At 38.5% G+C, this 25,897-nt stretch carries 22 protein-coding genes; 4 read left to right on the forward strand and 18 right to left on the reverse strand.

The genetic code is table 11. The features are described 5' to 3' along the window. Positions 1-46: 46 nt before the first annotated feature. The 12 genes from FH508_RS14160 to FH508_RS14215 form a co-directional block, all read right to left on the reverse strand. Positions 47-1,897: a dynamin family protein gene (locus FH508_RS14160; RefSeq protein ID WP_173478918.1), complete on the reverse strand. Its 1,851-nt coding sequence runs from the start codon at positions 1,895-1,897 to the stop codon at positions 47-49. Between the two features lie 246 nt (positions 1,898-2,143). Further along, positions 2,144-3,025, reverse strand: a complete 882-nt coding sequence (rbsK, locus tag FH508_RS14165; RefSeq protein ID WP_173479114.1) for a ribokinase — start codon at positions 3,023-3,025, stop codon at positions 2,144-2,146. A gap of 296 nt (positions 3,026-3,321) precedes the next feature. After that, positions 3,322-3,912 carry a 3-isopropylmalate dehydratase small subunit gene (leuD, locus tag FH508_RS14170; protein WP_173478920.1) on the reverse strand — a complete coding sequence of 197 codons (591 nt, stop codon included), beginning with the start codon at positions 3,910-3,912 and terminating at the stop codon, positions 3,322-3,324. Positions 3,913-3,943: 31 nt separating this feature from the next. Further along, positions 3,944-5,353: a 3-isopropylmalate dehydratase large subunit gene (leuC, locus tag FH508_RS14175; protein WP_173478921.1), complete on the reverse strand. Its 1,410-nt coding sequence runs from the start codon at positions 5,351-5,353 to the stop codon at positions 3,944-3,946. A gap of 16 nt (positions 5,354-5,369) precedes the next feature. Further along, entirely contained in the window at positions 5,370-6,470 is a 1,101-nt protein-coding gene (gene leuB, locus FH508_RS14180) for a 3-isopropylmalate dehydrogenase (protein ID WP_173478922.1), read from the reverse strand. 88 nt (positions 6,471-6,558) lie between these two features. Then, complete coding sequence (locus FH508_RS14185) at positions 6,559-8,100, reverse strand: 2-isopropylmalate synthase (protein WP_173478923.1); 1,542 nt, start codon at positions 8,098-8,100, stop codon at positions 6,559-6,561. Beyond that, the gene (gene ilvC, locus FH508_RS14190; RefSeq protein WP_173478924.1) at positions 8,087-9,121 is read right to left on the reverse strand and encodes a ketol-acid reductoisomerase; all 1,035 of its coding nucleotides are present in this window, start codon (positions 9,119-9,121) and stop codon (positions 8,087-8,089) included. Before ilvC ends, FH508_RS14185 begins: the two co-directional genes overlap by 14 nt. A gap of 96 nt (positions 9,122-9,217) precedes the next feature. After that, positions 9,218-9,733 (reverse strand): acetolactate synthase small subunit, encoded by a 516-nt coding sequence (gene ilvN / locus FH508_RS14195; protein ID WP_173478925.1) that lies wholly within the window; start codon positions 9,731-9,733, stop codon positions 9,218-9,220. After that, complete coding sequence (gene ilvB, locus FH508_RS14200; RefSeq protein ID WP_173478926.1) at positions 9,730-11,493, reverse strand: biosynthetic-type acetolactate synthase large subunit; 1,764 nt, start codon at positions 11,491-11,493, stop codon at positions 9,730-9,732. The genes ilvN and ilvB overlap by 4 nt, the downstream gene beginning before the upstream one ends. 501 nt (positions 11,494-11,994) lie before the next feature. Further along, a complete protein-coding gene (gene ilvD, locus FH508_RS14205) occupies positions 11,995-13,665 on the reverse strand; it encodes a dihydroxy-acid dehydratase (protein ID WP_173478927.1) in 1,671 nt (556 codons plus the stop codon). A 376-nt stretch (positions 13,666-14,041) separates the two neighbouring features. After that, positions 14,042-15,364, reverse strand: a complete 1,323-nt coding sequence (locus tag FH508_RS14210; protein WP_173478928.1) for a D-arabinono-1,4-lactone oxidase — start codon at positions 15,362-15,364, stop codon at positions 14,042-14,044. After that, on the reverse strand, positions 15,352-16,527 hold the full coding sequence (locus FH508_RS14215; RefSeq protein WP_173478929.1) for an amino acid deaminase/aldolase: 1,176 nt from the start codon (positions 16,525-16,527) through the stop codon (positions 15,352-15,354). The genes FH508_RS14210 and FH508_RS14215 overlap by 13 nt, the downstream gene beginning before the upstream one ends. A gap of 494 nt (positions 16,528-17,021) precedes the next feature. Here FH508_RS14215 and FH508_RS14220 point away from each other — a divergent pair, with 494 nt between their 5' ends. Then, positions 17,022-17,567, forward strand: coding sequence for a cysteine hydrolase family protein (locus FH508_RS14220; protein ID WP_173478930.1), 546 nt, complete (start codon positions 17,022-17,024; stop codon positions 17,565-17,567). 104 nt (positions 17,568-17,671) lie between these two features. Further along, positions 17,672-17,929 carry a GlsB/YeaQ/YmgE family stress response membrane protein gene (locus FH508_RS14225; RefSeq protein WP_173478931.1) on the forward strand — a complete coding sequence of 86 codons (258 nt, stop codon included), beginning with the start codon at positions 17,672-17,674 and terminating at the stop codon, positions 17,927-17,929. 85 nt (positions 17,930-18,014) lie between these two features. Here the strand turns inward: FH508_RS14225 and FH508_RS14230 are convergent, their stop codons facing one another. From FH508_RS14230 to FH508_RS14255, 6 genes are all read right to left on the reverse strand, one after another. Then, complete coding sequence (locus FH508_RS14230; protein WP_173478932.1) at positions 18,015-19,358, reverse strand: LLM class flavin-dependent oxidoreductase; 1,344 nt, start codon at positions 19,356-19,358, stop codon at positions 18,015-18,017. A 12-nt stretch (positions 19,359-19,370) separates the two neighbouring features. Beyond that, entirely contained in the window at positions 19,371-20,183 is an 813-nt protein-coding gene (locus FH508_RS14235; protein ID WP_173478933.1) for an ABC transporter permease, read from the reverse strand. 4 nt (positions 20,184-20,187) lie between these two features. Next, a complete protein-coding gene (locus FH508_RS14240) occupies positions 20,188-21,015 on the reverse strand; it encodes an ABC transporter permease (protein ID WP_173478934.1) in 828 nt (275 codons plus the stop codon). Between the two features lie 18 nt (positions 21,016-21,033). Then, positions 21,034-22,026 carry an aliphatic sulfonate ABC transporter substrate-binding protein gene (locus FH508_RS14245; RefSeq protein WP_173478935.1) on the reverse strand — a complete coding sequence of 331 codons (993 nt, stop codon included), beginning with the start codon at positions 22,024-22,026 and terminating at the stop codon, positions 21,034-21,036. A gap of 16 nt (positions 22,027-22,042) precedes the next feature. Continuing rightward, on the reverse strand, positions 22,043-22,819 hold the full coding sequence (locus FH508_RS14250; RefSeq protein WP_173478936.1) for an ABC transporter ATP-binding protein: 777 nt from the start codon (positions 22,817-22,819) through the stop codon (positions 22,043-22,045). Between the two features lie 430 nt (positions 22,820-23,249). Continuing rightward, positions 23,250-23,948 (reverse strand): lytic transglycosylase domain-containing protein, encoded by a 699-nt coding sequence (locus FH508_RS14255; protein WP_173478937.1) that lies wholly within the window; start codon positions 23,946-23,948, stop codon positions 23,250-23,252. Positions 23,949-24,108: 160 nt separating this feature from the next. Here FH508_RS14255 and mscL point away from each other — a divergent pair, with 160 nt between their 5' ends. Both mscL and FH508_RS14265 read left to right on the forward strand, forming a co-directional pair. Then, positions 24,109-24,498, forward strand: coding sequence for a large conductance mechanosensitive channel protein MscL (mscL, locus tag FH508_RS14260; protein WP_173478938.1), 390 nt, complete (start codon positions 24,109-24,111; stop codon positions 24,496-24,498). Between the two features lie 280 nt (positions 24,499-24,778). Beyond that, positions 24,779-25,894 carry a methionine biosynthesis PLP-dependent protein gene (locus FH508_RS14265; protein ID WP_173478939.1) on the forward strand — a complete coding sequence of 372 codons (1,116 nt, stop codon included), beginning with the start codon at positions 24,779-24,781 and terminating at the stop codon, positions 25,892-25,894. The last annotated feature ends 3 nt before the right edge of the window (positions 25,895-25,897 follow it).

A 25,897-nucleotide genomic window follows, 5' to 3' on the forward strand; every position in this document is an offset into this window, starting at 1 on the left:
AGCCCTAAAAGAATCCATCACTTTTAGGACTTTGACTTAACAAATACTATGCTTCATATTGAATTTCTAATTTATTTGGTATTGCTGGAATATCGTTGGATTTAACATCTGTCTCTGCAAGGCGTAATTCTTGTAGAGGGTATTTACTGTGAACCTCAAAAGGAATCTCTATACTTTCCATTTTATTGTTCATCTGACTTCTAGCAAGTAGGCCATTTTTTGATAAATCTATATCAATAATACTGTCGATTGTTTCTTTCAGCATTTGTTGATCTTTTATGCGAAGTGGCATACTATCCTCCATTAAAAATGGTTGGATATTATCTTTAATAAATCCTTGTGCTTCAATTAAACATGAAAACTCATTTAATTTAGCTGCATATAATTTTAGTTGCTTTTTTTCTTTGGCACGTTGTTGGTTAAGCTCTTTAACTCTTTTTTCTATTCGAGCTAGACGCTGTTTCGATAACCCAATCAAATAGCTTTGAACTGTTTGCATTTCGTCCATAATTGAGGCTTCCGCTTCACGTACTTTCGCATATTGAGAAACACATTCTTCTTGCTGTTCATTTAAGCGCAAAACACGCTCTTTGAAAAATTCATTTTGGGTATGTTGGCCAAAGATGGCTTTCATAAGTCCTTTGCCATGAATTTTTTTATGTTGCGCATCTAAGCGCTCATATTCTCGCATATATTCGTTGTGCATATTTCGATATTCACGTAAAGCTTGTTGGTAGACTATTGCCTTTTCAGTAAACTGTTCTACGTAATCATCTTGTAAATAATCATTTTGAGAAATCGTTTGTAAGAGCTGATACAACGTTTGTACATTTTTGAATACATTTGCTACTTGTCCATATTCTTGTTCGTATTCTTGTACAATTGCCAAATCACGCTGATAACGTGAAAATTCATATTGTGAATCACCAGCGACCTTTTCTATATTTTCAACGGCTGATTGGAATGGATCACGTTGTGGTATAACTGTTAATTCGAAACGGAAACGTTCTAGCCATTGTAAAAAACGAATAATAATAGCGTACGTTTTTTTATCACTATTCATCGCAACCCGTTGAATTTGCGCAATTAAATGATCATATTGACTTTGATGCCATAACTCTTTATTTTCAGTTCGTTGTGCTTCAAGTGCATCTACTGCCGAAACAGGAACAAAGTCGCTAATTAAATGACCAATTCGTTCTTTTTCAGCACTTATAAACGCCTCTGTATTATTATCTTTATCGATTGCATTTACAATACAAAGAGGGACTACCCCTTTATTTTTTAAAGCTTCCATTAATAAAATTTCAGCATCGATTGCCATTGACTGCGAGCGTAGCACCCAGAAAATTTCATCCACACGATTTATTAAAGATTCAGAGAAATAGGCCATTTCTCCCCCACCTGCTTCTAAAGACACAGAGTCAATAATTGTAACAGATTTCAATAAATCATGTTTTATATATACTTCTAGATAATCTAAATGTTCACGTAAAATTTGTGATGCAAAAGTATCTCCAGTAGTGAGTAATTCTAGCTTACTCATATCAAATATTGCCACCATACCGTCTAAGAAATACGCTTTTACTTCCTCATTTTCACCGTAACGTAAAAACGTATTAACCCCTGTCGGATTTTGATCGCTAACAGGTAAAATAGAACGACCAAGAAGTCCGTTCACAAGTGTTGTTTTTCCTACCCGCTGTTTCCCGACTATAAGTACCATTGTTTCATTGTTTGCATCTTGGATTATACGGTTTAAGTGCTTAGCTGTATCTTTTACATATGTATTTTGTACAATAATGCTGTGCAGTTGACGTAAACGATCCACAAACTGTGGCAAAATATTATTCGCTGAGGCTGTATAGTCGATTGGCGTAGTGTCAATATTCGTCATCCTCAAAACCTCTTTCCTATGTATCTATAGTTTCATTATAAATGAAACTATTCTAATTCTTATACATAGTTGAAAATTAATAACAAAAAAGGACAAACTACTTAGTTCGTGTTGTCACAAATAGGATTTAATTCTTAGTTATTTTTTCTTTATTTTCTTTATTTATTGCACAAATAGGTAATTGCAATGAGAATTTTCTCGCTAACAACTAATGCATTAAAAGCTTAATTTTAAGTGCCATCTTTTCTATTCGTCAAAACCCGCCATTCGCGCATACACTTGGCTAAGTGTTGGCATACCGCCTTGTGCGCCTAATTTCTCCACAGAAAGTGATGCCGCTATATTTGCAAAATAAACAGCTTCATCCAAAGATTGCCCCGCTGTTAATGCATAAGCAAGTGCACCGTTAAATGTGTCGCCTGCTCCTGTTGTATCTACTGCTTTTGTCATATAGCCAGGCACATGTATAGGATATTCTCCATCAAAGTAACGCGCGCCATCACTTCCTAATGTAACAATCATCTTATTCGGATATTTTTCTAGTATGCTATCAATATTGTCTCCAAATAACTGGGCACACTCTATTTCATTCGGTGTAATATATGTGATATCCTCCATCCATTGCATATCAAAATTCGCTGCTGGTGCTGGGTTTAATAATACTGGCACATTAGCATCTTTACATAATTCCAATGCATATGCCGTCGTTTCTTTTGGAATTTCTAGCTGTAAAATTACGATTTTGCTCTGCTCTATCACGTCTTTAACTGCATCTAAATGGGACGGATTCAACTTATAATTTGCACCTGGTACAACAATAATGCGATTATCATGATCATGAACTAAAATATTAGCTACACCCGTAGGCTCTGAAGCTGACATAAGCGTATTCGTATTTACATGCTCCTGCTCTAAAACTGTTCGTAATGTATTACCAAAGTCATCATTGCCTACGCAACCAACCATTGTTACTTCACTGCCTAAACGTGCAGCGGCTATTGCCTGATTCGCACCTTTTCCACCTGGGCTCGTTCGAAATGCTTTACCAAGTACTGTTTCTCCTTGCTGAGGAAAATTAGTCATTTGTATTACTAAATCCATATTTAAACTACCAATTACGGTTATCATCTGCATCATCCTTTCTAATCTTCCTTACCATTTTACAGAGTCAACAATAGAAAGACAAAGACTTACTTGTTAGCAATGTTACGTTGTAGCGGCGATTTCACACGTTTTATCGGCGATTTGTTGCCATGTATCGGCGATTCTACTCGCTTTATCGGCTCTTTCTCGCCATGTATCGGCGATTCCACCAATTTTATCGGTGATGGCAAATATTCGTTATAACTGACAGCAATGTTTTCAGCAAAAAAAGTGTTAGATTGCTCGCAGTCAATCTAACACTTTTTATCTGTATCATTTAATTAGTAGGCTACACGCTGCGCTTCATATGCAGCAATTTGATCTTCATACTTAATTGTTAGGGCAATTTCATCCCAGCCATTTAATAATGTTTCTTTATAATATGAGTCGATAGTAAATGTATAAACTTTACCATCTTCGCCCGTTACAGTTTGTGCTTCTAAATTTACTTCAACATGATAAGGCTTTGTTAATCCTTTTTCTAAAATTTCGTCGCACTCTGCTTCTGTTAGCTTAATAGGTAAAATACCATTTTTAAAGCAGTTATTATGGAAAATGTCTGCAAACGATGGTGCAATGATTACATTAAAGCCATAATCTAAAATGGCCCATGGTGCATGCTCACGAGAAGAGCCACAACCAAAATTATCTTGAGCAACTAAAATTTTAGAGTTTTTAAATTCAGCTTTATTTAAGACAAAGTCTTGCACTTCATTTCCTTGTGCATCAAAGCGCCAGTGATAAAACAAGTATTGACCAAAGCCTGTACGTTCAATTCGTTTTAAAAATTCTTTCGATATAATTTGATCTGTATCAACATTTTTACGATCAAGTGGTGTAATAACACTATTTACAATATTAATTGGTTCCATTTCAATCATCCCTTCCGTGTAAATTTAGCTTTTACACAGTTTCCTTCACGAATTCCCGTACATCAACGAAATGTCCTGCAATCGCTGCAGCCGCTGCCATTGGCGGTGATACTAAATGCGTGCGTGCGCCTGCACCTTGTCGACCTTCGAAATTACGGTTTGATGTTGATGCACAGCGTTTGCCAGCAGGTACAACATCATCATTCATTGCCAAGCACATCGAGCAACCTGATTCGCGCCATTCAAAACCAGCATCAATGAAAATTTTATCCAACCCTTCATCCTCAGCTTGTTTTTTCGTTGAATGGGAACCTGGCACAACGATTGCTGTAACATTATCATGAACTTTGCGGCCTTGGATAACATTTGCCGCAGCACGTAAATCGCTTAAGCGTGAGTTCGTGCATGAGCCGATAAATACGTATTGGATATCGATTGAAGTTAATGGCTGCCCTTCTTCTAAGCCCATATATTCAAGTGCTTTACGAAGTGCCGCTTTGTCAGACTCATCCTTATAATCTGCCTGCGTCGGGACATTTTGCGATACGCCTGAACCCATTGAAGGATTCGTTCCCCAAGTAATTATTGGCTCAATTTCTTCAGCTTTAATAATGCGGACTTCATCATATGTAGCATCCTCATCTGATGCTAAACTTAGCCAATATGCTGTCGCTTCTTCAAATTTTTCACCTTGTGGTGCATATTTACGGCCACGAATATAATCTACTGTAATTTGGTCTGGTGATACAAGACCAGCCTTTGCTCCTGCTTCGATTGACATATTACAGATTGTCATTCGTTCTTCCATTGTCAGTTTGTGGATTGCCTCTCCAGTGAATTCCACAATATGCCCTGTACCAACGCCAATGCCGAATTTTGAGATGATTGCTAAAATAATATCCTTTGCCGCAACACCAACTGGTAGTTCTCCTTCAACACGGATTTCCATTGTTTTAGGCTTGTTTTGCCATAACGTTTGTGTGGACATGACATGTTCTACTTCAGATGTACCGATACCAAATGCAATCGCTCCAAATGCACCGTGTGTAGATGTATGCGAATCACCACAAACGATTGTTTTACCAGGTTGTGTTAAACCTAATTCTGGTCCAATAACGTGGACAATACCTTGATCAGGGTGACCCATACCAGCAAGTTCAATGCCGAATTCAGCCGCATTTTTCGCAAGTGTTTCGATTTGATTGCGTGCGATAGGGTCATTAATCGTCGGTAAATTTTTCGTTGGAACGTTATGATCCATCGTTGCAAAGCTTAAATCAGGACGACGCACTTTACGTCCGTTTATGCGTAAGCCTTCAAATGCTTGCGGAGAAGTTACTTCATGAATTAAATGAAGATCAATATATAACAGGTCCGGTTTGCCCTCTTCCTGATAAACAACATGTTTATCCCAAATCTTTTCAATTATATTTTTTCCCATTGTCTTCACCTATTTCTTAAATGTATGTTGTCATAATACTTTCCGATACAAAGCTAGTATCAATTTCGTTAATTACTTTATCTGTCCATTCATTTGTTGATAGCGTACGTCCTCCATCACGGGCAAGATCGGCTGTAAAGTATCCATCATCAAAGACAGCGCTAACTGCACGTTCAATTTCAGCCGCTTCTTCTGCTAGGCCAAATGAGTATTGTAACATCATAGCAACTGAAAGAATTGTTGCTGCTGGATTAGCAACACCTTGCCCTGCAATTTCTGGTGCTGAACCGTGTACGGGTTCATAAAGCCCAAAATTATCACCACGGATAGATGCAGATGGTAAAACACCTAGAGACCCTGTGATAACGGATGCTTCATCACTTAAAATATCTCCAAACATGTTTTCCGTCACAACTACATCATAGTGAGCTGGGTTTGTTATTAACTTCATTGCTACTGAATCTACTAAGTTGTGCTCAACTTGCACATCTGGATAATCCTTTTTCTTCGCTTCTACAACTTCACGCCATAATCGGCTTGTTTCAAGTACGTTTGCTTTATCGACAGAACATAATTTGCCTCCACGTAAACGTGCTAATTCAAAGGCATTTTCAACGATACGCTCTACTTCTGCTGTTGAGTATACTGTAGTATCAATTGCGCCATTTTCAGTACGCATACGTGGTTCCCCGAAGTATACGCCGCCTGTAAGTTCACGTACGATCATTAAATCGACGTTTTCGGCTACTTCACGTTTTAAAGGTGAAGCATCTAGTAAACTCGGGAACGCCTTTACTGGACGTAAATTTGCGAATAAGTCAAAGTGCTTGCGGATACGTAGCAATCCTTTTTCTGGACGTAGTTCTGGAGGGTTATTGTCCCATTTCGGACCCCCTACTGCTCCTAATAAAATAGCATCACTGCCCTCACACATTTCAATTGTTTCATCGGGTAGTGGATTATTGTGTTGATCGATAGCAGCGCCTCCAATCGTTCCATAGCCTAAATGGAAGGTATGGTTAAATCGTTTGCCGATTACTTGTAATACACGTATAGCTGACGCAACCACTTCTGGCCCAATTCCGTCGCCAGGTAGTACTGTAATTTTTTTCTCCATTCATAAAACACCTTTCTTTTTATAGAGTATGGTTACGCTATTTTAGGAAAAACTCTCACCTATTTATATAGATGAGAGCCAATTCCAATTAAACTAATTGACCTTCCGCTCGAAGACTTACTTGAATTAAATGTCGATTAATCGCATTTAAATACGCTTTCGCAGATGCTTCTAATACATCTTGAGATGAGTTTCGTCCCGTTGTGGATACACCGTCATATCGAATATTAATGACAGCCTCACCAAGGGCATCTCGTCCTTTGCCAACAGATTTTACACGATAATCAATAACATGGATGTCACCAGGAACAAGTTGTTCTAATGTATTAAAAATAGCTTCCACTGAGCCTGAGCCCGTTGCCACTACATTTTTCATATGTCCTTCTGGTGTCACAACAGTTGCAGTAGCAGTCGGAATATTTTCAGTACCATACTGCACTTGGACCATTTTCAGTTCAAATAATGGCACATCTTCAATTTGAACTTGTTGCTCCGTAAGTAGCGTTAGTAAATCTTCTTCCGTAATTTCCTTTTTACGATCTGCTAACTGTTTAAACTCAGTAAAGGCTTTGTTTAGCTTTTCATCTGATAGTGTAAAGCCCATTGTTACGGCACGATCACGGAAGGCAGCACGCCCAGAATGTTTTCCAAGGACAAGTGGCACTTCCCCTTCGCCTATTAATGCAGGCGATATAATTTCGTAAGTTTCAGGGTTTTTTAGCACGCCATCTTGGTGAATACCAGACTCATGTGCAAATGCATTTTTACCAACGATTGCTTTGTTCGGCTGAATAACGACATTCGTTAGTTTACTTACTAATTGAGATGTACGCTTAATCTCTTGTAGATTAATGCCTGTTTCAACTGGGTAAATATCTTTACGAATATGAAGCGCAACGGCAATTTCTTCTAAGGCAACATTCCCCGCACGCTCTCCAATACCATTAATTGTTCCTTCTATTTGTGAAGCACCATTCTCGATAGCCGCGATTGTGTTCGCTGTCGCCATCCCTAAGTCATCATGGCAATGTGCTGAGAATTTAACTTTTTCAGCACCCTTCACATTTTCTAGTAAAAATTTAAATAATGCCCCATATTCTTGTGGTGATGCATAGCCAACAGTATCAGGCACATTAATCGTCGTCGCACCTGCTGCAATGACTTCATTCATAATACGGACTAAAAATGCGCGATCCGAGCGGAAAGCATCCTCTGCTGACCATTGCACAAGAGGGAAGTATTTTTTCGCATATTTCACTGCTTCAATTGCTTGTTCTACTACTTGATCTGGTGATTTTTTTAGCTTGTATTCCATATGAATTGGAGAGGTTGCTAAAAAAATATGAATATGTGGTTGCTCTGCAACTTTAATGGCATCCCAAGTTGTATCAATATCTTTTTGGACACAACGTGCTAGCCCTGTAACGATTGAGTTTTTCACAGTACCAGCAATCCGATTAACCGCCTCAAAGTCACCAGGTGATGAAGCAGGAAAACCTGCTTCAATAATCGTTACACCTAGTCGTTCAAGTTGCTTAGCAATTTCAATTTTCTCTGCCGTATTTAAGTTAATACCTGCAGATTGTTCGCCATCGCGAAGTGTTGTATCGAAAATATCAATTTTTCGCACTTGTAGCCACTTCTCTCACAACTTTTTCCTTACCTTCATTGATGAATGGCATCATTTCGCGTAATTTAGCACCAACTTCTTCGATTTGGTGGTTAGCCCCAGCTTCTTTGAATTTTGTATAGTCAGGACGACCGTTTTCATTTTCTTGAATCCAACGACGAGCAAATGTACCATCTTGGATATCTGTTAGTACTTCCTTCATACGACCTTTTACAGATTCATCAATGATACGTGGACCCGCAACATAATCACCCCACTCAGCTGTATCTGATACTGAGTAACGCATTGTTGCCATACCACCTTCAAACATTAAGTCCACGATTAATTTTAATTCGTGTAATGTTTCGAAGTAAGCAAGTTCTGGTTGGTAACCAGCCTCTACTAATGTTTCGAAGCCTGCTTTTACTAATTGTGTTGCCCCACCACAAAGTACTGCTTGCTCACCGAATAGATCTGTTTCTGTTTCTTCTTTGAATGTCGTTTCTAGTAAGCCGCCACGTGCTGCACCAATACCTTTACCGTAAGCAAGTGCTAAATCTTTTGCTTGACCAGTAGCATCTTGATGGATTGCAAATAAACCTGGTACACCTGCACCTTGTTGGAATTGACGACGAACTAGATGCCCTGGACCTTTAGGTGCTACTAAAAATACATCCACATCTGCAGGTGGTGTAATTTGACCGAAGTGAATATTGAAGCCATGCGCAAACATAAGTGCTTTACCAGCTTCTAAATATGGAGCGATTTCAGCTTCATAAACTGCTTTTTGGCGCTCATCTGGAAGTAAGATTTGGATTACATCTGCTTGTTGAGCTGCTTCAGCAACTGTTTTCACATCTAAGCCATCCGCCTTAGCTGCGTCGAAAGATCCGCCTGGACGAACACCTACTACTACATCGAAACCTGATTCTTTTAAGTTTAATGCATGTGCGTGACCTTGTGATCCGTAACCGATAATTGCGATTTTTTTCCCTTTTAATACGTCCTCGTTGATGTTTTGTTCATAGTACATAGTAGCCATTGTTTGTTTCCTCCTAATAGTGGGTTTATTTTTTTGCTTGTGATGATTACTACTTTTTCAGTATTTCAAATCACAAGTTTCCATTTTATATGCAAACTATTTTAAAATAGAGAGCTGTGTATTCATGATTTTTTGTGTTTCACGAACAGATGCTGTTGCACCCGTACGTGTTAATTCTTTAATGCCATATGGGCGAATAAGCTCAATAAAGGCATCAATTTTTTCTGGATGTCCTACTACTTGATATGTCACAACGTTTTTCGCTGTATCAATAATTTGTGGACGGAACGGTTCAACTATTGAGTTCATTTCCAGACGTAAATTTGGTGGTGAAATAACCTTCACAAGCGCTAGCTCACGAAGCACGATAGATTTATCTGTAATGTCATTGACCTTTAACACATCAATTTGCTTCGATAGTTGCTTCACAAGTTGTTCAATTTTCCGCTCATCTTCTACGTTTACAACAAACGTCATTTTAGAGAAGTTTGGCTGTTCTGTATGACCAACTGTGATCGATTCGATATTGAATTGACGCTTCATAAGTAAACCTGTTACACGGTTTAGTACACCACTTTGATTAATCACTGTTACGGTAATTACTCGTTTCAATTCTTTTTCACCCCAATCATTTCATGTAACCCTTTACCTGGTGCAACCATTGGATATACACATTCAAGCTGTTTTACACGGCAATCGATTAACGCTGGCTCGTCATTAAGAAGGGCCTCACGGAAAATACTTTCCGCTTCATCAATTGTGTTAATGCGATAGCCTTTAATGCCGTATGCATCCGCTAATTTAACAAAGTCTGGCTGGATCGGCATAAGTGAAGATGAATAACGCTCTTCATAGAAAGTTTGTTGCCATTGGCGAACCATTCCTAAACAGCTGTTATTTAAAATCACAATTTTTACTGGTAAGTTGAATTCTTGTAATAAGGAAAGCTCTTGTGCAGTCATTTGGAATCCTGCATCGCCTACAATCGAAACAACTTTTTTGTCTGGCTTCGCAAACTGGGCTCCAATTGCGGCTGGGAAGCCGAAGCCCATCGTACCAAGTCCACCAGACGTTACCCATCCATGATCATTGTTCAAGCGGTAATATTGTGCAGCCCACATTTGATGCTGACCGACATCCGTCGTTACAATGGCATCCCCTTCAGTAATTTTATGCACAAGCTCTAGCGCTTCCTGCGGTAAAACTTCTGAGTCACCAGCCTCTTTTGTATACCAAAGCGGATATTCATTTGCATGATTGTTCAAAAATTCTAGCCATTGCGCAGTATCTGGACCATCAAAGTCTTTTTTCAATAATGACTTTAACGCCTCTTTCGCATCCGCAACGATTGGAATATCCGTTGGTACGTTTTTACCGATTTCAGCGGGATCAATATCGATATGGACAATTGTCGCGTTCGGTGCAAATGTTGCTAAATTCCCTGTCAAACGGTCATCAAAGCGAGCACCGATATTTAGAAGTAAATCAGATTTTGTAATCGCGATATTCGCTGTGACCGTCCCATGCATCCCTGCCATACCAATGAATAATTCGTGGTCACCATGGATCGAGCCTAGCCCTAATAAAGTATTGGCCACTGGAATTCGATACTTCTCTGCGAATGTTGTTAATTCTTCACGTGCATCAGCAAATAGAACACCTGCGCCTGCTAAAATTACTGGATTTTTTGCTAATGAAATGGCTTGAATCGCCTTTTGAATTTGTAAATAGTTCGGCTTATATGTTGGCTGATAGCCTGGTAAATAGATTTCTTCTGGTTCTTTCGGTGGATTATCGACATCAAACAGCATTTGAGAGACGTTTTTCGGGAAATCCACAACAACTGGTCCTTTACGGCCAGTATTGGCAATATGGAAAGCTTCTTTCACGATGCGTGGAATGTCATTAACATCCTGTACTTGATAGTTATGCTTTGTAATAGGTGTTGTAATGCCCATAATATCTGCCTCTTGGAATGCATCTGTCCCAATAACAGATGTCGCTACCTGTCCTGTAAAAACAACTAGTGGAATCGAATCAATCATTGCATCTGCAATGCCTGTTACTAAGTTCGTTGCACCTGGCCCACTTGTTGCAATAACAACTCCTGGTTTATTCGATACACGTGCATAGCCTTCAGCTGCGTGAATGGCACCTTGCTCGTGACGAGTTAAAATATGACGAATTGGGTTTTTGTACATTGCATCGTAAATTTGAAGTACTGCCCCACCTGGATATCCAAAAATTATCTCTACACCTTGATCATGTAGCGCTTGGACTAAAACGTCTGCACCGTCTTTCGCTTGAAAAGTTTGTTCTACTTCCTCTGACGCCAATTGTTCTTTTTCATTAATTGAAATATTCACACTCATCAAAATATGCCTCCTTCTTGTCTTTCGATTCACAACAGCATACGACTACCTGTTCTAGTTAATGAACACTTTAATGATTTAACGTTGAAAAGGTTGAGAAATTGATGCTGGAAAACGTAATTTATTGTTCTTTTTGAAAAAAAATAAAAAGCCTTTTTCTCCGAACGCAAATAACTACCTTGCGTAGGGATGAAAAAGACTTTTCATGGTACCACCCTTGTTTATAGCAATAAAAATTGCTACCTCGCGAATAAATGAAAGCATTTATGGACCATGCAAGTAACCTCACATTCAATACGGTGTCATAAATCATTTATTCATTAATAACGAGCACTTCGATTATGCCCGGAACTATCTAATGGCGATTACGCGTTTAATAGTTCACTCCGAGGGGATGTCGGATCTAGTTGTATCGCCGGCTTCCAGCACGACCGGCTCTCTGGTAGATACAAGGCTCTAGAACCTTTAACCTCATCAACGTTTTAACTTATTTTTTTAGTACTAAATTTTCATTACGCCGCCAGTTGAGGCGCTTGTTACTAATTTTGAATACCTTGCTAACCAGCCACGTTTAATTTTCGGTTCAAAAACGGGCAGTTTCGCTCGGCGTTCTGCTAATACTTCATCGGAAACTTCTAAATTGATTGTACGATTCGGTAAATCAATTGTAATAATGTCACCATTTTCAACTAAAGCGATAGGACCGCCTTCTGCTGCTTCTGGTGAAATATGGCCTATTGAAATACCGCGAGATGCACCTGAGAAACGACCATCAGTAATTAACGCCACCTTGGTACCAAGACCACGACCTTGAATCGCTGATGTTGGTGCTAACATTTCTGGCATCCCTGGGCCACCTTTTGGTCCTTCATAACGAATGACGACTACATGGCCTTCCTTAACAGTACCGTTATCAATATTTTCTTGCGCTGCTTCTTGTGATTCAAAGACAATGGCTTCTCCTGTAAATACTTTAATAGAAGGATCTACAGCACCAACTTTAATAACAGAGCCATCGGGTGCGATATTGCCAAATAATACTGATAAACCACCGACAGGACTATATGGATTGTCTTTTGTACGAATAACTTGATCATTCGTAATCTGATAATCTTTTACTAGTTCACCCATTGTTACACCTGCAACAGTAGGACGATTCGGATGAATTGCACCTGGAATAGATGTTAATTCATTAATAATGGCACTTACGCCACCAGCTTTATTAATATCATCCATTGAAACATCTGAAGCTGGCATAATTTTCGCTAAATAAGGTACACGCTCTGCAACTTTATTAATATCTTCGATGTTATAGTCAATTTCTGCTTCATTTGCAATTGCTAATGTATGAAGCACCGTATTTGTAGAACCACCCATAGCCATATCTAGTGCAAATGCATCGTCAATTGCTTCTTTCGTAATAATGTCACGCGGCTTAATGTCTTCTTTAACCATTCGCACTAACTGTTTAGCCGCTTCCTTAATAAGTTTATGACGCTCCTCAGAAGTGGCTACAATCGTACCGTTGCCTGGAAGTGCTACACCTAGCATTTCCATTAAACAGTTCATAGAGTTCGCTGTGAACATCCCTGAACATGAGCCACATGTTGGACATGCATTATTTTCAATATCTAACAGCTCTTCAGCTGACATGTTACCTGATTTATGAGCCCCTACACCTTCAAATACTGAAGTTAAAGAAAGCTGTTTTCCTGTAGCAGATGTTCCCGCCTCCATTGGACCACCAGATACAAAAATCGATGGTACGTTTGTACGGACCGCTGCCATTAACATCCCTGGTGTGATTTTGTCACAGTTTGGAATGTAAAATACTCCATCAAACCAGTGTGCATTAATAACTGTTTCTGCTGAATCTGCAATAATTTCACGGCTAGGTAAGGAGTAGCGCATACCAATATGCCCCATTGCAATACCATCATCAACACCGATTGTATTAAATTCGAATGGAATACCACCCGCTTCAATTATTGCTTCTTTCACTACATCAGCAAATGTACGTAAATGAACATGACCTGGAATAATGTCAATATAAGAGTTACAAACCCCAATAAATGGTTTTCCTAAATCTTTTGCTTTTACTTTGCCTGTTGCATATAAAAGACTTCGATGTGGCGCACGATCTACGCCTACTTTAATCATGTCACTTCTCATATTAAACGCCCCTCATTTATTGCTATGTTCGTTGTTATATACAAAATGTTCTGTCTATTTTGTTTTTACCTAGCATCACGCCTTTTCGGCAGCTAATTGTTGTAACGAACGTATTAAATTGTTGTTATCATAGTACGAATAACTAGGCTAAGTCAACAGTGTTTTTTGAATTGTTTAAAAAATTCAAATACTCTGCGAAATATGAAATCGTTTACATGCTGATTAAGCATCACTTTTATCTCGAATTGATAAATATTTTGACATTTCGTTCAAATTTTAATTTTTTTATTATAAACAACATTCAGAATGAATTATTTGTAAAAGTACTTATTGTTTTCCATTATGTTTGGCACCTAAATTTCCGAAATTCAGAATTTTACAATACGAATAATTGCTCTAGGTAATGTGTGAAAAATACTTTTTCAGGATCGTATTGTGCACGGATTGCTAAAAATTTATCTACATTTGGATACAATGCATGAACATGTGAGGCAGTCAAATGACTTTGTTTTCCCCAATGTGGCCGTCCTTGATATTTTTGCATAAGCATATGCACCCATTTAAAATAAGGCTCTTCCGACATGCCTTTATACATATGAAATGCAATAAAAGCTGATTCCTGTCCCTGAGTAGGGCTTAAATAACCAGATTCACCAGCTGTTGTTCGACATTCCAATGGAAAGTGCACATTCAAATGTCCTTTTTTAAACGTTGCATGAATCTCTTCCATACATGCTTCAAATTGTGGTAATGCTATTGCGTACTCACTCTCTTGAAATTTTACACTTCGAGGAGAAGGAAAAATTTCATAGCTTATACCAATCTTCTCAGCCTCCACTACATTTGCAGCTGCTAATTTGCTCATCGTACTGCTTAAGGATGGCTTCCATTTACATAGTTCAGAAATAGCAAAAAACGCACCATTTTCTACTATTTGTAGTTTTATATTTTCTACGTATTTACTCCATTGACTCTGATACACAGGAGCCAGTGCATTCATTCGTTTAATTTGAATCGTCTCACTGCCAGGAAAGTAAAACCATTCCACATGACGATGCTGTCGAATATCTTTTGCGAATGTCTCAAGCCCATTTGTTAATGTGTCCCTAGCCCCAATATAATGTAAGCTATATAGCGGTACCACTTTTATTGTTACTTTTACAAGAACACCAAGCATGCCGAGTGAGACATGGAGCGTTTCCGATAAATCATCAGCACCTCTATTATGTTCGTGATATGTTCCATTGCCATCGACAAAGCACCAGCGTGTCACTGCCGATGAGAGCGAGCCTAACGTAACACCTGTCCCATGTGTACCTGTTGATACTGCACCTGCGATTGTTTGCTCTTGAATATCACCCATATTGATTAGACCAAAACCATGTGAGGCAAGCTGTGGACCGATTTCATATAAATATGTTCCTGCCCATAATGTTGCCTCTTGTTTGTCCGCATCAATTGAAATAAGCCCCCGCATATTATGTAATGAAAGTGCAATATGCTCAGGCATGGCAACAGCACTAAAAGAATGAGCCGCACCAGTTACTCGAATCGTTTTCTTAGCATCTCGTGCATGCTTCACTACGTTGACTACTTCTTCTATAGAACGAGGCAAATACTTCTCACTTGGATACGAAATAATATTACCCGCCCAATTCGTCCATTTTTCTCCACTTTTCCACTTCTCTATAGAAAACATTGACCGTCCCCCCTATATGTTGCAAAGCTACCTACGTATTTATCTCCCCTTATTACATGGAGTGCTTGAAATCTTTCACACAGCTCACCTGCTTTTGCATGACGAAAATAAATCGTGTCACCAATTGAGATTGTTTTGCCCTCCACCTTAATAGGGGTTTGCACCTCTCCTGCTCCTTCTAAACCGAGAAACGAATAATAAGCAGGCTCATAAAATGCTGGATATCGATCTGTAGCTATCGCTCCCGATGCTGGATAGCCCCCACCATGGCAAACCACAATATGCTGTGCTGGTTTTCGCGTAACACGAAGTGCAAAGCCTGCTGCTTTGCCAAGCTGTAAATGAGAAAACTGATCAAACAGTGCAGGTGCATAAAATGCTGAACCAACTGTGATTTCCGTAACTTCCTTTTGCTTAGCCGTATACGTCATACTGCCTGTCCCACCACCATTAACAAAACGTAATTTCGGAAAATATGCCTTAATATGCGCAATAGCTAATCTACGAAACTGTGTGACTTGCTTTTTTGCTTGTGATTGCATTAAATCTATTAATCTACCTTTTATAGCATTTTCAGGTCGATTGCCTACACCAGCAATTTGCGCTTCATAGCCCATGACACCTACCACTTCTATATGCGATTGCTCTTTTATATATAATAAGAAAGGTGTTATTAACTCAAGTGAATGAAGAGAAGAACGTTTTGTTCCAAAATAGAGCACTTTAAAATCGGTCGACAAATTGATATCGATACATATGGATACTTTAATATCTAGCTCCGACCCAATTTTCTGTAGAAACGCTATATGTTCGTGTCTATCAACCATAAATGTGACCGTTCTTCCTTCTTTTACAAACTGTAAAAGCTGTCGAACTGCTATTTCTTCCATAACGGGATAGCCAAGTAGCACATCATCAAAATGCTGTTCAAGTAAAAATAATGTTTCTGCTGCAGTAAAAGTCATGAGGCCTACTACATTCGAAAGGTTTTGCTGTACATATTGCAGTACCTCCACCGAACGAATTGATTTTGTGGCAATGCGTATTTTTTTTTGCCCACATGCTTGTTGAACATATTTAATATTTTCATCTAGTGCATCAAAGTCAAGCCAGGCAAATGGTCGCTCTAGTCCATTGAAAGCTTGTTGAAATCTTGTCGTCATTAAATCCCTCCATATGCTTTATATATTTGACAGTAGAAAGAAAAATTCACCTTTTTAAGATAAATCCCTTTTCTCTTTCATATTTAAATTTACTAGGGGCTTTTAAATGTTCTTGCATTCTAGCATTACAAAATATAGACAACAAAAAACAACCGTGGACTACGACGAAATTGCCTTCACGGTTGTTTTAGTATAGGTCAAGCATTGTTCTCACCTTTCTATTGTATTTTTAATTACGAGGCAAATAAAAACTCCGCAGCTAAGTTTAACACCACCACTAAATGTAACGCAGCGATTAAGAATCCTTGGCGATCTAAACGTTTCATAGCAGTCATATTCATAATCTATCACCTCTCCTTTTTTCACATTATACGCGCTCATTCATCAATTTTCAAATTATTCTTAATATTAAAATATAACTATTTTTCTGACAACCAAAACCAAATATGGCATGATAAAGAGTGAAATCATGCCTAAAGGAGTGGAGAAAAATTTTGAAAAAAGCATTACTCGTCATTGATTATACAAATGATTTTGTAGCGACAGAAGGCAAACTAACATGTGGAGAACCAGGACAATTACTAGATACGCCTATTGCGACATTAATTGAGCAATTTCTTGCTGACAAAAATTTAGTGGTCTTTGCTAATGACTTACATGAAGAAAATGATCCGTTCCATCCCGAAACGAAGCTTTTTCCTCCTCATAATATAAGGGGCACGCTTGGGCGCAATCTATATGGTCATGTTGGTAAAGTTTATGACTTGCACAAAGAAGAAGTAATTTGGCTCGATAAAACACGCTATAGTGCATTTGCAGGAACAAATTTAGCCATCTTACTAAAAGAACGTGGCATAGAGGAAATTCATTTAGTTGGTGTTTGCACGGATATTTGCATTTTGCATACTGCTGTAGATGCTTATAATTTGGGCATTTCTACAGTTATTTATGCAAATGCTGTCGCTAGCTTTGACGCAGCTGGTCATCAATGGGCTTTACGTCATTTTGAAAATACGCTAGGTGCAACCGTTGTGAAATAACTTGTGAATTAATAAAAAATGGAGCTGATTTAGGTTTAATTAAACTCAAAAAGGATATAACTAAGTAATGCCATTATATCTTAACTTTGAGGAGATGAATAATTATGATCAGTTTCATTTGGTATTTAATCATCGGAGGAATTTTAGGCTGGTTAGCTGGCGTCATATTAGGAAAAGATGTTCCTGGAGGCATTATTGGTAATATTATTGCCGGGATTGTCGGTTCTTGGATAGGTAGTATGGTTTTAGGAAATTGGGGTTGGAGAGTCAGTGATTTTTATGTATTCCCAGCATTAATAGGTGCAATCGTACTTATCTTCATTGTCAGTCTTATTTTAAAGGGTATGCGTAAAGCCGCCTAAATATGTACAAAAGAGCTATCTTTTTAGATAGCTCTTTTTGTACTTATAAGCAACTTTTTATGCCCATTGAAAAAGTTAGCAATGGTTAAATTGATTGGAGCTTTTTAAAATGATGATAAGATGGTCGCTCTAAACCTAAATGCTCACGCAACGTGTTCCCTTCATATTCTTTACGAAATAGCCCCCTCTGCTGCAGCACTGGAATGACTAAATTTACAAAATCATCCAACCCAACTGGCAATACAGGCGGCATAATATTAAAACCATCACAGGCATACTCATTAAACCAAAGCTCCAATAAATCTGCCAACTGCTCAGGTGTGCCGACAAATTGCAAATGTCCACGTGCTCCAAGCATTTTACGACCTAATTCTACAATTGATAAGTTCCCTGCCCTTGCAGTATCGATAAATAATTGGACACGACTTTTCATTCCATTCGAAGCTGCCGCTACATCGGGTAAGTTTTCTGGTAAAGGTCCATGTGGATCGTAGCTGGATAGGTCAAAGCCAATAAAGCCAGCAACCGCTGTAACCGCATCTTCTACTGTAATTAGTTTTTGCAAGCTCTCATGTTTTGCCCAAGCCTCTTCTTCTGTTAGTGCAACAATTGGCGAAATCCCTGGCATAATTTTTATACTATTTTCATGTCGTCCATGTGCAGCTAATTTTTCATGAATACTACGATAAAATTGTTTAGCTGCTTCAAGAGACTGCTGTGCAGTAAACACTACTTCACCTGTTTTCGCAGCAAACTCTTTGCCCGCTTCAGATGAACCTGCTACTACCAGTACTGGATAACCTTGAGGGGGACGGGGTACATTTAACGGTCCTTTCGAGCTATACCACCGACCTTGGTAATTAATTTCTTTTACTTTCTGCGCATGTGCAAATATTCCATTCTCTTTATCTAATGCAATGGCATCATCATCCCAGCTATCCCATAACGCTGTAACTAGATCTACAAATTCTTCAGCCATCTCATAACGGAGCGCATGTTCAGGATGCTTCTCTTTGCCGTAATTATGTGCTTCCATATCCAGTTGAGAAGTTACAATGTTCCAAGCAGCTCGACCTTTACTTATATGGTCTAAAGTTGCATAGCGTCGCGCTACATTATAAGGCTGATTATACGTCGTAGAAACAGTCGCTGTTAGTCCCAATTTTGTTGTAGAAGTTGAAATGGCTGACAGAAGTGTAACAGGATCAAGCATACCAGAGGCTGCCTTCTCAACATTGATTGCATATAATAAGTCTGCTAAAAACATCATATCAAATTTCCCACGCTCTGCTGTCTGTGCTAAATCCTTATATAAATCTACTGAAAATATTTCGCTACTGCGTGCTTCAGGGTGTCTCCAGCTTGCACTATGATGGCCACTATAATAAATAAAAGCCCCTAATCGCAATTGTCCATTTCTTTTCACCATAATTTATCCCTCTTATCCTTTAAAAGTATCTCGCCATCTTAAACATTTGCGTTCTATCGCATAGACGAGTGAATCTGAACATTTCCCTAACATTGCAAACATCAAAAGTCCAACAAATACGATGTCTGTTTGCGCGTATGCGCGTGCATCTTGAATCATATAGCCAAGCCCTGCACTTGTTCCCATCATTTCGCTAACAACAAGTACTAACCATGAAGTGCCTAGTGCTAATCGTAAACCTAGTAAAATATTTGGAAGTGCTGATGGCATAACAACCTTCGTTATAGTTTTCCAAAACGAAAACTGCAATATTTTTGAAACCTCAATCAACTTTTGATCGACTGACCGAATCCCTAAAAAGAAATTTACATAAACGGGAAAAAATGCCCCGAGTGCAATCATTAGCACTTTCCCAAATTCACCCAAACCAAACCACAATATAAATAATGGAATTAATGCAAGTAACGGTACTGTCCGAAGCATTTGCAAACTTGGATCAATCACCTCTTGCGCGAAACGACTAAAGCCCGTCAAAATACCAAGTAAAATACCTGTTCCAGCCCCAACAATAAATCCTCCTAACACACGCTGCCCACTGATAATGAAGTGATAGAAAAGTTCTCCATTTCCAAGTAATGTTACAAAAGTTGCTATAATTTTTATGGGCGTTGGGAGGATTTGTTCTTCGACAAAACCGAAACTTCCAATGGCTTGCCATAGAAGGATGACGAGTAAAGGGACAATCCATGGATAAATTAAATCCATCCAATTCAATGGACGCTTCTGTTTCTTTACATAGATTTGTTCGTTGTTTACAACTGCCATCCATTCAACCTCCTTTAAAATTTTGCTGCCAACGTAAACATTTACGTTCAATCCATAGAATAAGTGAATCTGATATTTTCCCAAGTGCAGCAAAAATAATAATTCCTACGAACACTGTTGAAATCATCGCCATTGCACGTGCATCATTAATGAGAAACCCAATCCCCGACGTCGAGCCCATCATCTCAGCTACAACCAATCCAAGCCATGCAATACCTAGCGATAATCGAAGTCCTAAAAAGATGTTCGGAAGGGCTGATGGAATAATAACCTTCGTCAATAAATGCCATTTATTAAATTGCAGTACATGTGCCACTTCAAATAACTTCCGATCCATCGAACGAAGACCTAGAAACGTATTTACGTAAAGCGGGAAAAAAGATCCTTTCGCTATTAACAACAGCTTCGATGTTTCCCCAAAACCAAACCACAATATAAATAATGGGGCAATCGCTAAATGTGGTAACATTCGTAGCATTTGAATGGATGGATTAAGTAGCTTTTCGGACAAATATGAAAAGCCTACTACAATTCCAGCTAGCAACCCTAGCCCTCCTCCTAAAACAAATCCACTTAATGCACGCCAAGTTGAAATTTGTAAATGCCCTAACAAGTGCCCATGCTGCACTAAATAGATGAATTCAAGTAAAATGTCAGATGGCATCGATAGTAACAACGGATTTAAATACGCGTTGCGACCAGCAACTTCCCATATAATGAGAAGTCCAATGGGTAAAATCGATCCCAATAGTAGTGTTCGAAGCTGTACGTGCGATTTCAATCGTTGTTTTTTACGTCGTACTTGCATATTTTTTTCAATTATCGATTCCATCCCGTCAACCCCTAATCATTACTTTAATGCTTTTTCAATATATTGATTATCGAATACATCACTGACATTAATTTCTTTTCGAATGGTTCCTATTTTAAATTGGAAATCTGCCGTTCTTTGGTGCTCTGCAATAACTTCCTCACTAACTGGAATACTGATGCCACGTGCACGTTTTCGCGTCTCTTCCATTAATGCAACTGGCAAATTCCGTTCTTTAGCATAACGATTCACTGCTTCTTCTTCATGCTCTAACTCCCATTGCAACAGCTCATCATATGTCTGTAAAAAAGCAACTACTAAATCTGGGTGTTTCTCGGCAAATGAAGTACGAACAATTTGATAGGATGGTGACAAAAGATTAAGCTTTTCCCCATCTGCGATAATTGTGCCTTTCCCAGATAAAGTATTGATCGTTAAATACGGTTCCCAAACTGCCCACGCATCCACACTTTTTGCATCAAACGCAGCCTGTGCCTCGTCTGGATTTAGATTAATTATTTCAAGTTTTTCTGGATCAATCCCCTCTTTAAAGAGCCCGCGTAATAAAAAGTCATATGCGTTCGTCCCTTTGCCAACTGCAACCTTTTTGCCAACTAAATCATGCAAGCTTGTAATGCCACTTGCTGAGTTCACCACAACACCAACATTTTTCTTACCTTCTAGCACTTGTGAAATCACAGTAAATGGAATACCAGCAGCCTGGGCAGCAATAATTGGCATATTGCCAAGCCCAGCAAAGTCTAATTTATTCGACGCAATTGCCTCAGTCATAGGAGGACCACTTTGAAACTCGACCCATTCAACTGTTGCTCCGTATTTTGCAAATGCCTTTTCAAATAACTTCTCTTCTTGTGCCTTACCGAATAGGCCACCACTTCCTTGAACACCAATTTTGACTACTACATCTTCTGAAGCTTGCGAATCTTTTGAAGTTGTTTCATCCTGTGCACAACCTATAATAAAAACAATGAGCGCTAAAAATAACGCCAATATTGTCACTTGTTTTCTCATCTTCATTCATCCCCTTTTAAATTCCAGCACCTACCGTGTAAGATTCTTCTTCGACCTTTTCAAATTCATTTAACACTGCTCGCCGCATCTCCTGGAATCCGTGTGATGAACGCTTTCTTGGAAAAGCTAACTCAATCGGTAATACAGATTTAATGTGACCTGGTCTTGGATTCATTACTACTACTCGTTGTCCTAAAAACACAGCTTCATCTAAATCATGTGTCACAAAAATCATTGTCGTTTTATTTGTTTCCCAAATATTTAACAATACTTCTTGCATATGTGAACGTGTAAATGCATCCAAAGCGCCAAAAGGTTCATCTAGTAATAAAATGGCAGGATTTCGTAGTAATGCTCGCGCAATTGATACACGCTGTGCCATGCCACCTGAAAGCTCTTTAGGGTAAGCTTTTTCAAATCCTTCAAGCTTTACTAACTGAATAAGCCTATTTACACGTTCACGCACTTGAGGGTCTTTTAAAGATTGGTCGCCCGCAATATTTTTTTCTACCGTTAACCAAGGAAATAATCGCGGCTCTTGAAAAATAAAGCCTTTTTCTAAAGTTGGTCCTTTTATAGGCTGACCATTTAGTTCAACTTTCCCGACGTAGTCTACATCAAGCCCAGCTATAATTTTCAGCAGCGTGCTTTTTCCACAGCCACTTGGCCCAATGACAGTCATAAATTCTCCTTGCTTCACATGCAAATCGACGTCTTGTAATGCCGCAATCTGCTCACTCTGCGTTGTAAAAATTTTATTCAAATGTTCAATTACGAGTGCTCGTTCACTCACTTGCTTGCCTCCTTTACTTTTGAACAAAATAAAACCCTTAAGTAAATAAATACTTAAGGGCCTCTAGTTTTTACTAGTCAGCTTTTCGTAACGAAAAGTTCTATTGTTATTGGTTTATTAATTTACGTGGATTTACTAACTAAGTACATCTTTACTTTAATACCAAGTAAACTTATAAAGATGATATTAATTATTCAGAAAAATGTCAATAGTTTTTTATTTTTTGTTTTGTTCTATTCTCATGTGAAATCATGCGATGCCTTTTCGTACGCTGCATTGTTCCTTGCTTGAGCTGTTTACGCTTTATCCTATCGAAACTTTAATGCAATAATAAAGAAAAAAGTGTTAGATTGACTACGTTCAATCTAACACTTTCGTTTTCAGACATCCGCTATGGCAGATGTTTTCTTTAGTATGTAAATTTACTCCGCTATTTTTTTGCGTTCAAAAGAACTGCTGTTTTTAATTCATCATGGTAATCATTATATAAATTATAGTAATATAACACATTGCTGACGTATTCTTCACTATGATTATAATTAAAAACTGCCCGTTTTACATCGCCTTTAGCCGCGCCATATTTTGATAAATAATTGGCTGCACTAAACACTGCATCTTCTATATCATATGGATCGGCAACTCCATCACCGTTTCCGTCTACTCCATAGCCACCGTATTTTTTTATAATAGCTGGATCCATTAACTCTGTCTTTGAAATATTGCCCTTGCCCAGTCCAGAGCAAGTTGGGTGCTTCCAGCCAACAAACGTGCAAGGCATAAATTGCATATGACCTATAGCGCCAGCTGGCGATACAAGCGATTTCATAGTGGAAAATCGCGTTTCAATGCGATGATGGGCAGCTAACAATGTCCAAGGCACCCCATATTTTTCTTCAGCAGCAACGTATACGGGGATATATTGTTCGGGAATATTCATATCAAAATTTTGCTGTATTTCTTCAATTTCTTGTTGTTGTGCGAGTTTTTCAAAGATAGGTAATGTTTGAAGTTCCTTCCACGCAAAAAAGGCGAGTACATAGACAGTAATCGCTACGGGAATTAATAATGCTATCATCCCCATCTTTACAGTTGGTGATAGCAGTGGTTTCTTTTGTTTTTTTTTCGCCATATGTCACACCTAATCATTCTTTGTCTACTTCCATATTACCAAATTTACCGTTTTATGTTGTGGATTTTTTCTTTTTATATTTTTACTTTGTTATAATGAGGCCAATATAGTAAAATACAAAGCGATTGTTTTATTGGATAATAGTAGGAGGATTTATTTTATGTGGAAAGACTTTAAGGAATTTGCGATGAAAGGTAACATAATTGATTTAGCGATTGCAGTCGTAATTGGTGGTGCTTTCGGTAAAATTGTTACCTCTTTAGTAGAAAATATTATTATGCCATTAGTCGGTGTTTTAACGGGTGGCATTGATTTAACAAAAAGCTTTATGTTTGGCTCAGGTACAGCCCAAGTCAAGCTAGGTGTATTTTTACAGTCTATCATTGACTTTTTAATTATTGCTTTCGCTATTTTCTTAGCATTGCGTCTGATGACCAAATTCACAAGAAAAAAAGAGGAAGCTGCTGTGGAGGAGCCGACTCCAGAGCTTGATCCAAAAGAGGAACTTCTTAAAGAAATTCGAGATTTATTAAAAAAACAACAAGCATAATGGACAAGGCTATAGAGCAATTCGTTCAATACGAATACTCTATAGCCTTTTTGAATGTGCTTACCGTTCCACGCTCGGAAATTAATCCCCTACTATTCCTACATGCTTTAATTTCAATAATCTATGTAATTTTCTGAAATCATCTTGTCCTTCTGTACTATACATGTTAAATTGGTAACAATTATAGAGAATCTTGAAGATACTAATCAAATTATTCTATGAAGAAATTGAGGCCTTAGGGGGCTCTTTCTATATCAATGATGAAGAAAAGAGTGACGACATGACAAACAATAGAACGATTGAAACAAAACTTGTACAGCTAGGAAATTTAAGTGATCCAACAACTGGCGCTGTCAGCCCTCCCATTCATTTATCGACCGCATATAAACATGCAGGCATCGGTGAATCTACTGGCTTTGACTATGCACGTACAAAAAATCCAACACGTGCCATTTTAGAGGAAGGCATTGCGGATTTAGAAGGTGGCGACGCTGGCTTTGCCTGTAGTTCAGGTATGGCTGCGATTCAACTCATTATGTCTCTGTTCAAGCCAGGAGATGAATTAATCGTACCAGATGATTTGTATGGTGGTACATATCGACTTTTTAACTTTTTTAAAGAAACATACAATATTAAACCAATCTATTCGAAATTTGAGACTGTTGAGCAAGTAGAGGCCTTAATCAACGAAAATACTCGTGCCCTCTTTATCGAAACACCAACAAATCCACTTATGCAGGAATTCGATCTCAAAGTATACGCTGAACTTGCACATAAACACGGTGCTTTGTTAATCGTTGATAATACTTTTTACACGCCATATTTCCAGCGACCAATCGAACTAGGTGCAGATATTGTGTTCCATTCTGCTACTAAGTATATTGGGGGCCATAATGACGTTTTAGCTGGTTTAGTTGTCGCTAAAGGCGCTGAGCTATCAGAACGTATCGGCTATATTCATAATGGTAGCGGAATGGTATTAGGTGCGATGGATTCGTGGTTATTAATTCGTGGTTTAAAAACATTGCATCTTCGCTTAAAACAGCATGATGCAAATGCGAAAGCAATCGCTGCTTATTTAGAAGAAGAAGAACTTGTAACAGACGTACTTTATACGGGCAAAGGTGGTATGCTGTCATTCCGACTGCAAAAGCCTGAATGGGTTGATCCATTCCTTCGTAACTTAAAGTTAATAATTTTTGCAGAAAGCCTTGGTGGCGTTGAGAGCTTTATCACATATCCTGCGACACAAACACATGCAGATATGCCTTACGAAGAGCGTGTAGAACGCGGCGTTTGCGATCGTTTATTACGCTTCTCTGTTGGTATTGAAGAAGTTGAAGATTTAATTGCAGATTTAAAACAAGTTTTTGATACGCTGAGAAAAGAGGCATAAAAC

Source organism: Lysinibacillus sp. CD3-6 (assembly GCF_006351725.2).
In the GTDB taxonomy this organism is placed as follows: domain Bacteria; phylum Bacillota; class Bacilli; order Bacillales_A; family Planococcaceae; genus Lysinibacillus.

What these genes read in the sequence shown, in the direction of transcription:
- FH508_RS14265 (WP_173478939.1), top strand. Translation starts at nt 24,779, where the DNA reads ATGACAAACAATAGAACGATTGAAACAAAACTTGTACAGCTAGGAAAT.
- ilvD (WP_173478927.1), bottom strand. Translation starts at nt 13,665, where the DNA reads ATGAGAAGTGACATGATTAAAGTAGGCGTAGATCGTGCGCCACATCGA.
- mscL (WP_173478938.1), top strand. Translation starts at nt 24,109, where the DNA reads ATGTGGAAAGACTTTAAGGAATTTGCGATGAAAGGTAACATAATTGAT.
- FH508_RS14230 (WP_173478932.1), bottom strand. Translation starts at nt 19,358, where the DNA reads ATGGTGAAAAGAAATGGACAATTGCGATTAGGGGCTTTTATTTATTAT.
- FH508_RS14235 (WP_173478933.1), bottom strand. Translation starts at nt 20,183, where the DNA reads ATGGCAGTTGTAAACAACGAACAAATCTATGTAAAGAAACAGAAGCGT.
- FH508_RS14225 (WP_173478931.1), top strand. Translation starts at nt 17,672, where the DNA reads ATGATCAGTTTCATTTGGTATTTAATCATCGGAGGAATTTTAGGCTGG.
- FH508_RS14245 (WP_173478935.1), bottom strand. Translation starts at nt 22,026, where the DNA reads ATGAGAAAACAAGTGACAATATTGGCGTTATTTTTAGCGCTCATTGTT.
- FH508_RS14240 (WP_173478934.1), bottom strand. Translation starts at nt 21,015, where the DNA reads ATGGAATCGATAATTGAAAAAAATATGCAAGTACGACGTAAAAAACAA.
- FH508_RS14255 (WP_173478937.1), bottom strand. Translation starts at nt 23,948, where the DNA reads ATGGCGAAAAAAAAACAAAAGAAACCACTGCTATCACCAACTGTAAAG.
- leuC (WP_173478921.1), bottom strand. Translation starts at nt 5,353, where the DNA reads ATGGGAAAAAATATAATTGAAAAGATTTGGGATAAACATGTTGTTTAT.
- FH508_RS14160 (WP_173478918.1), bottom strand. Translation starts at nt 1,897, where the DNA reads ATGACGAATATTGACACTACGCCAATCGACTATACAGCCTCAGCGAAT.
- ilvB (WP_173478926.1), bottom strand. Translation starts at nt 11,493, where the DNA reads ATGAGTGTGAATATTTCAATTAATGAAAAAGAACAATTGGCGTCAGAG.
- FH508_RS14215 (WP_173478929.1), bottom strand. Translation starts at nt 16,527, where the DNA reads ATGACGACAAGATTTCAACAAGCTTTCAATGGACTAGAGCGACCATTT.
- leuB (WP_173478922.1), bottom strand. Translation starts at nt 6,470, where the DNA reads ATGGAGAAAAAAATTACAGTACTACCTGGCGACGGAATTGGGCCAGAA.
- rbsK (WP_173479114.1), bottom strand. Translation starts at nt 3,025, where the DNA reads ATGATAACCGTAATTGGTAGTTTAAATATGGATTTAGTAATACAAATG.
- leuD (WP_173478920.1), bottom strand. Translation starts at nt 3,912, where the DNA reads ATGGAACCAATTAATATTGTAAATAGTGTTATTACACCACTTGATCGT.
- FH508_RS14210 (WP_173478928.1), bottom strand. Translation starts at nt 15,364, where the DNA reads ATGTTTTCTATAGAGAAGTGGAAAAGTGGAGAAAAATGGACGAATTGG.
- ilvC (WP_173478924.1), bottom strand. Translation starts at nt 9,121, where the DNA reads ATGGCTACTATGTACTATGAACAAAACATCAACGAGGACGTATTAAAA.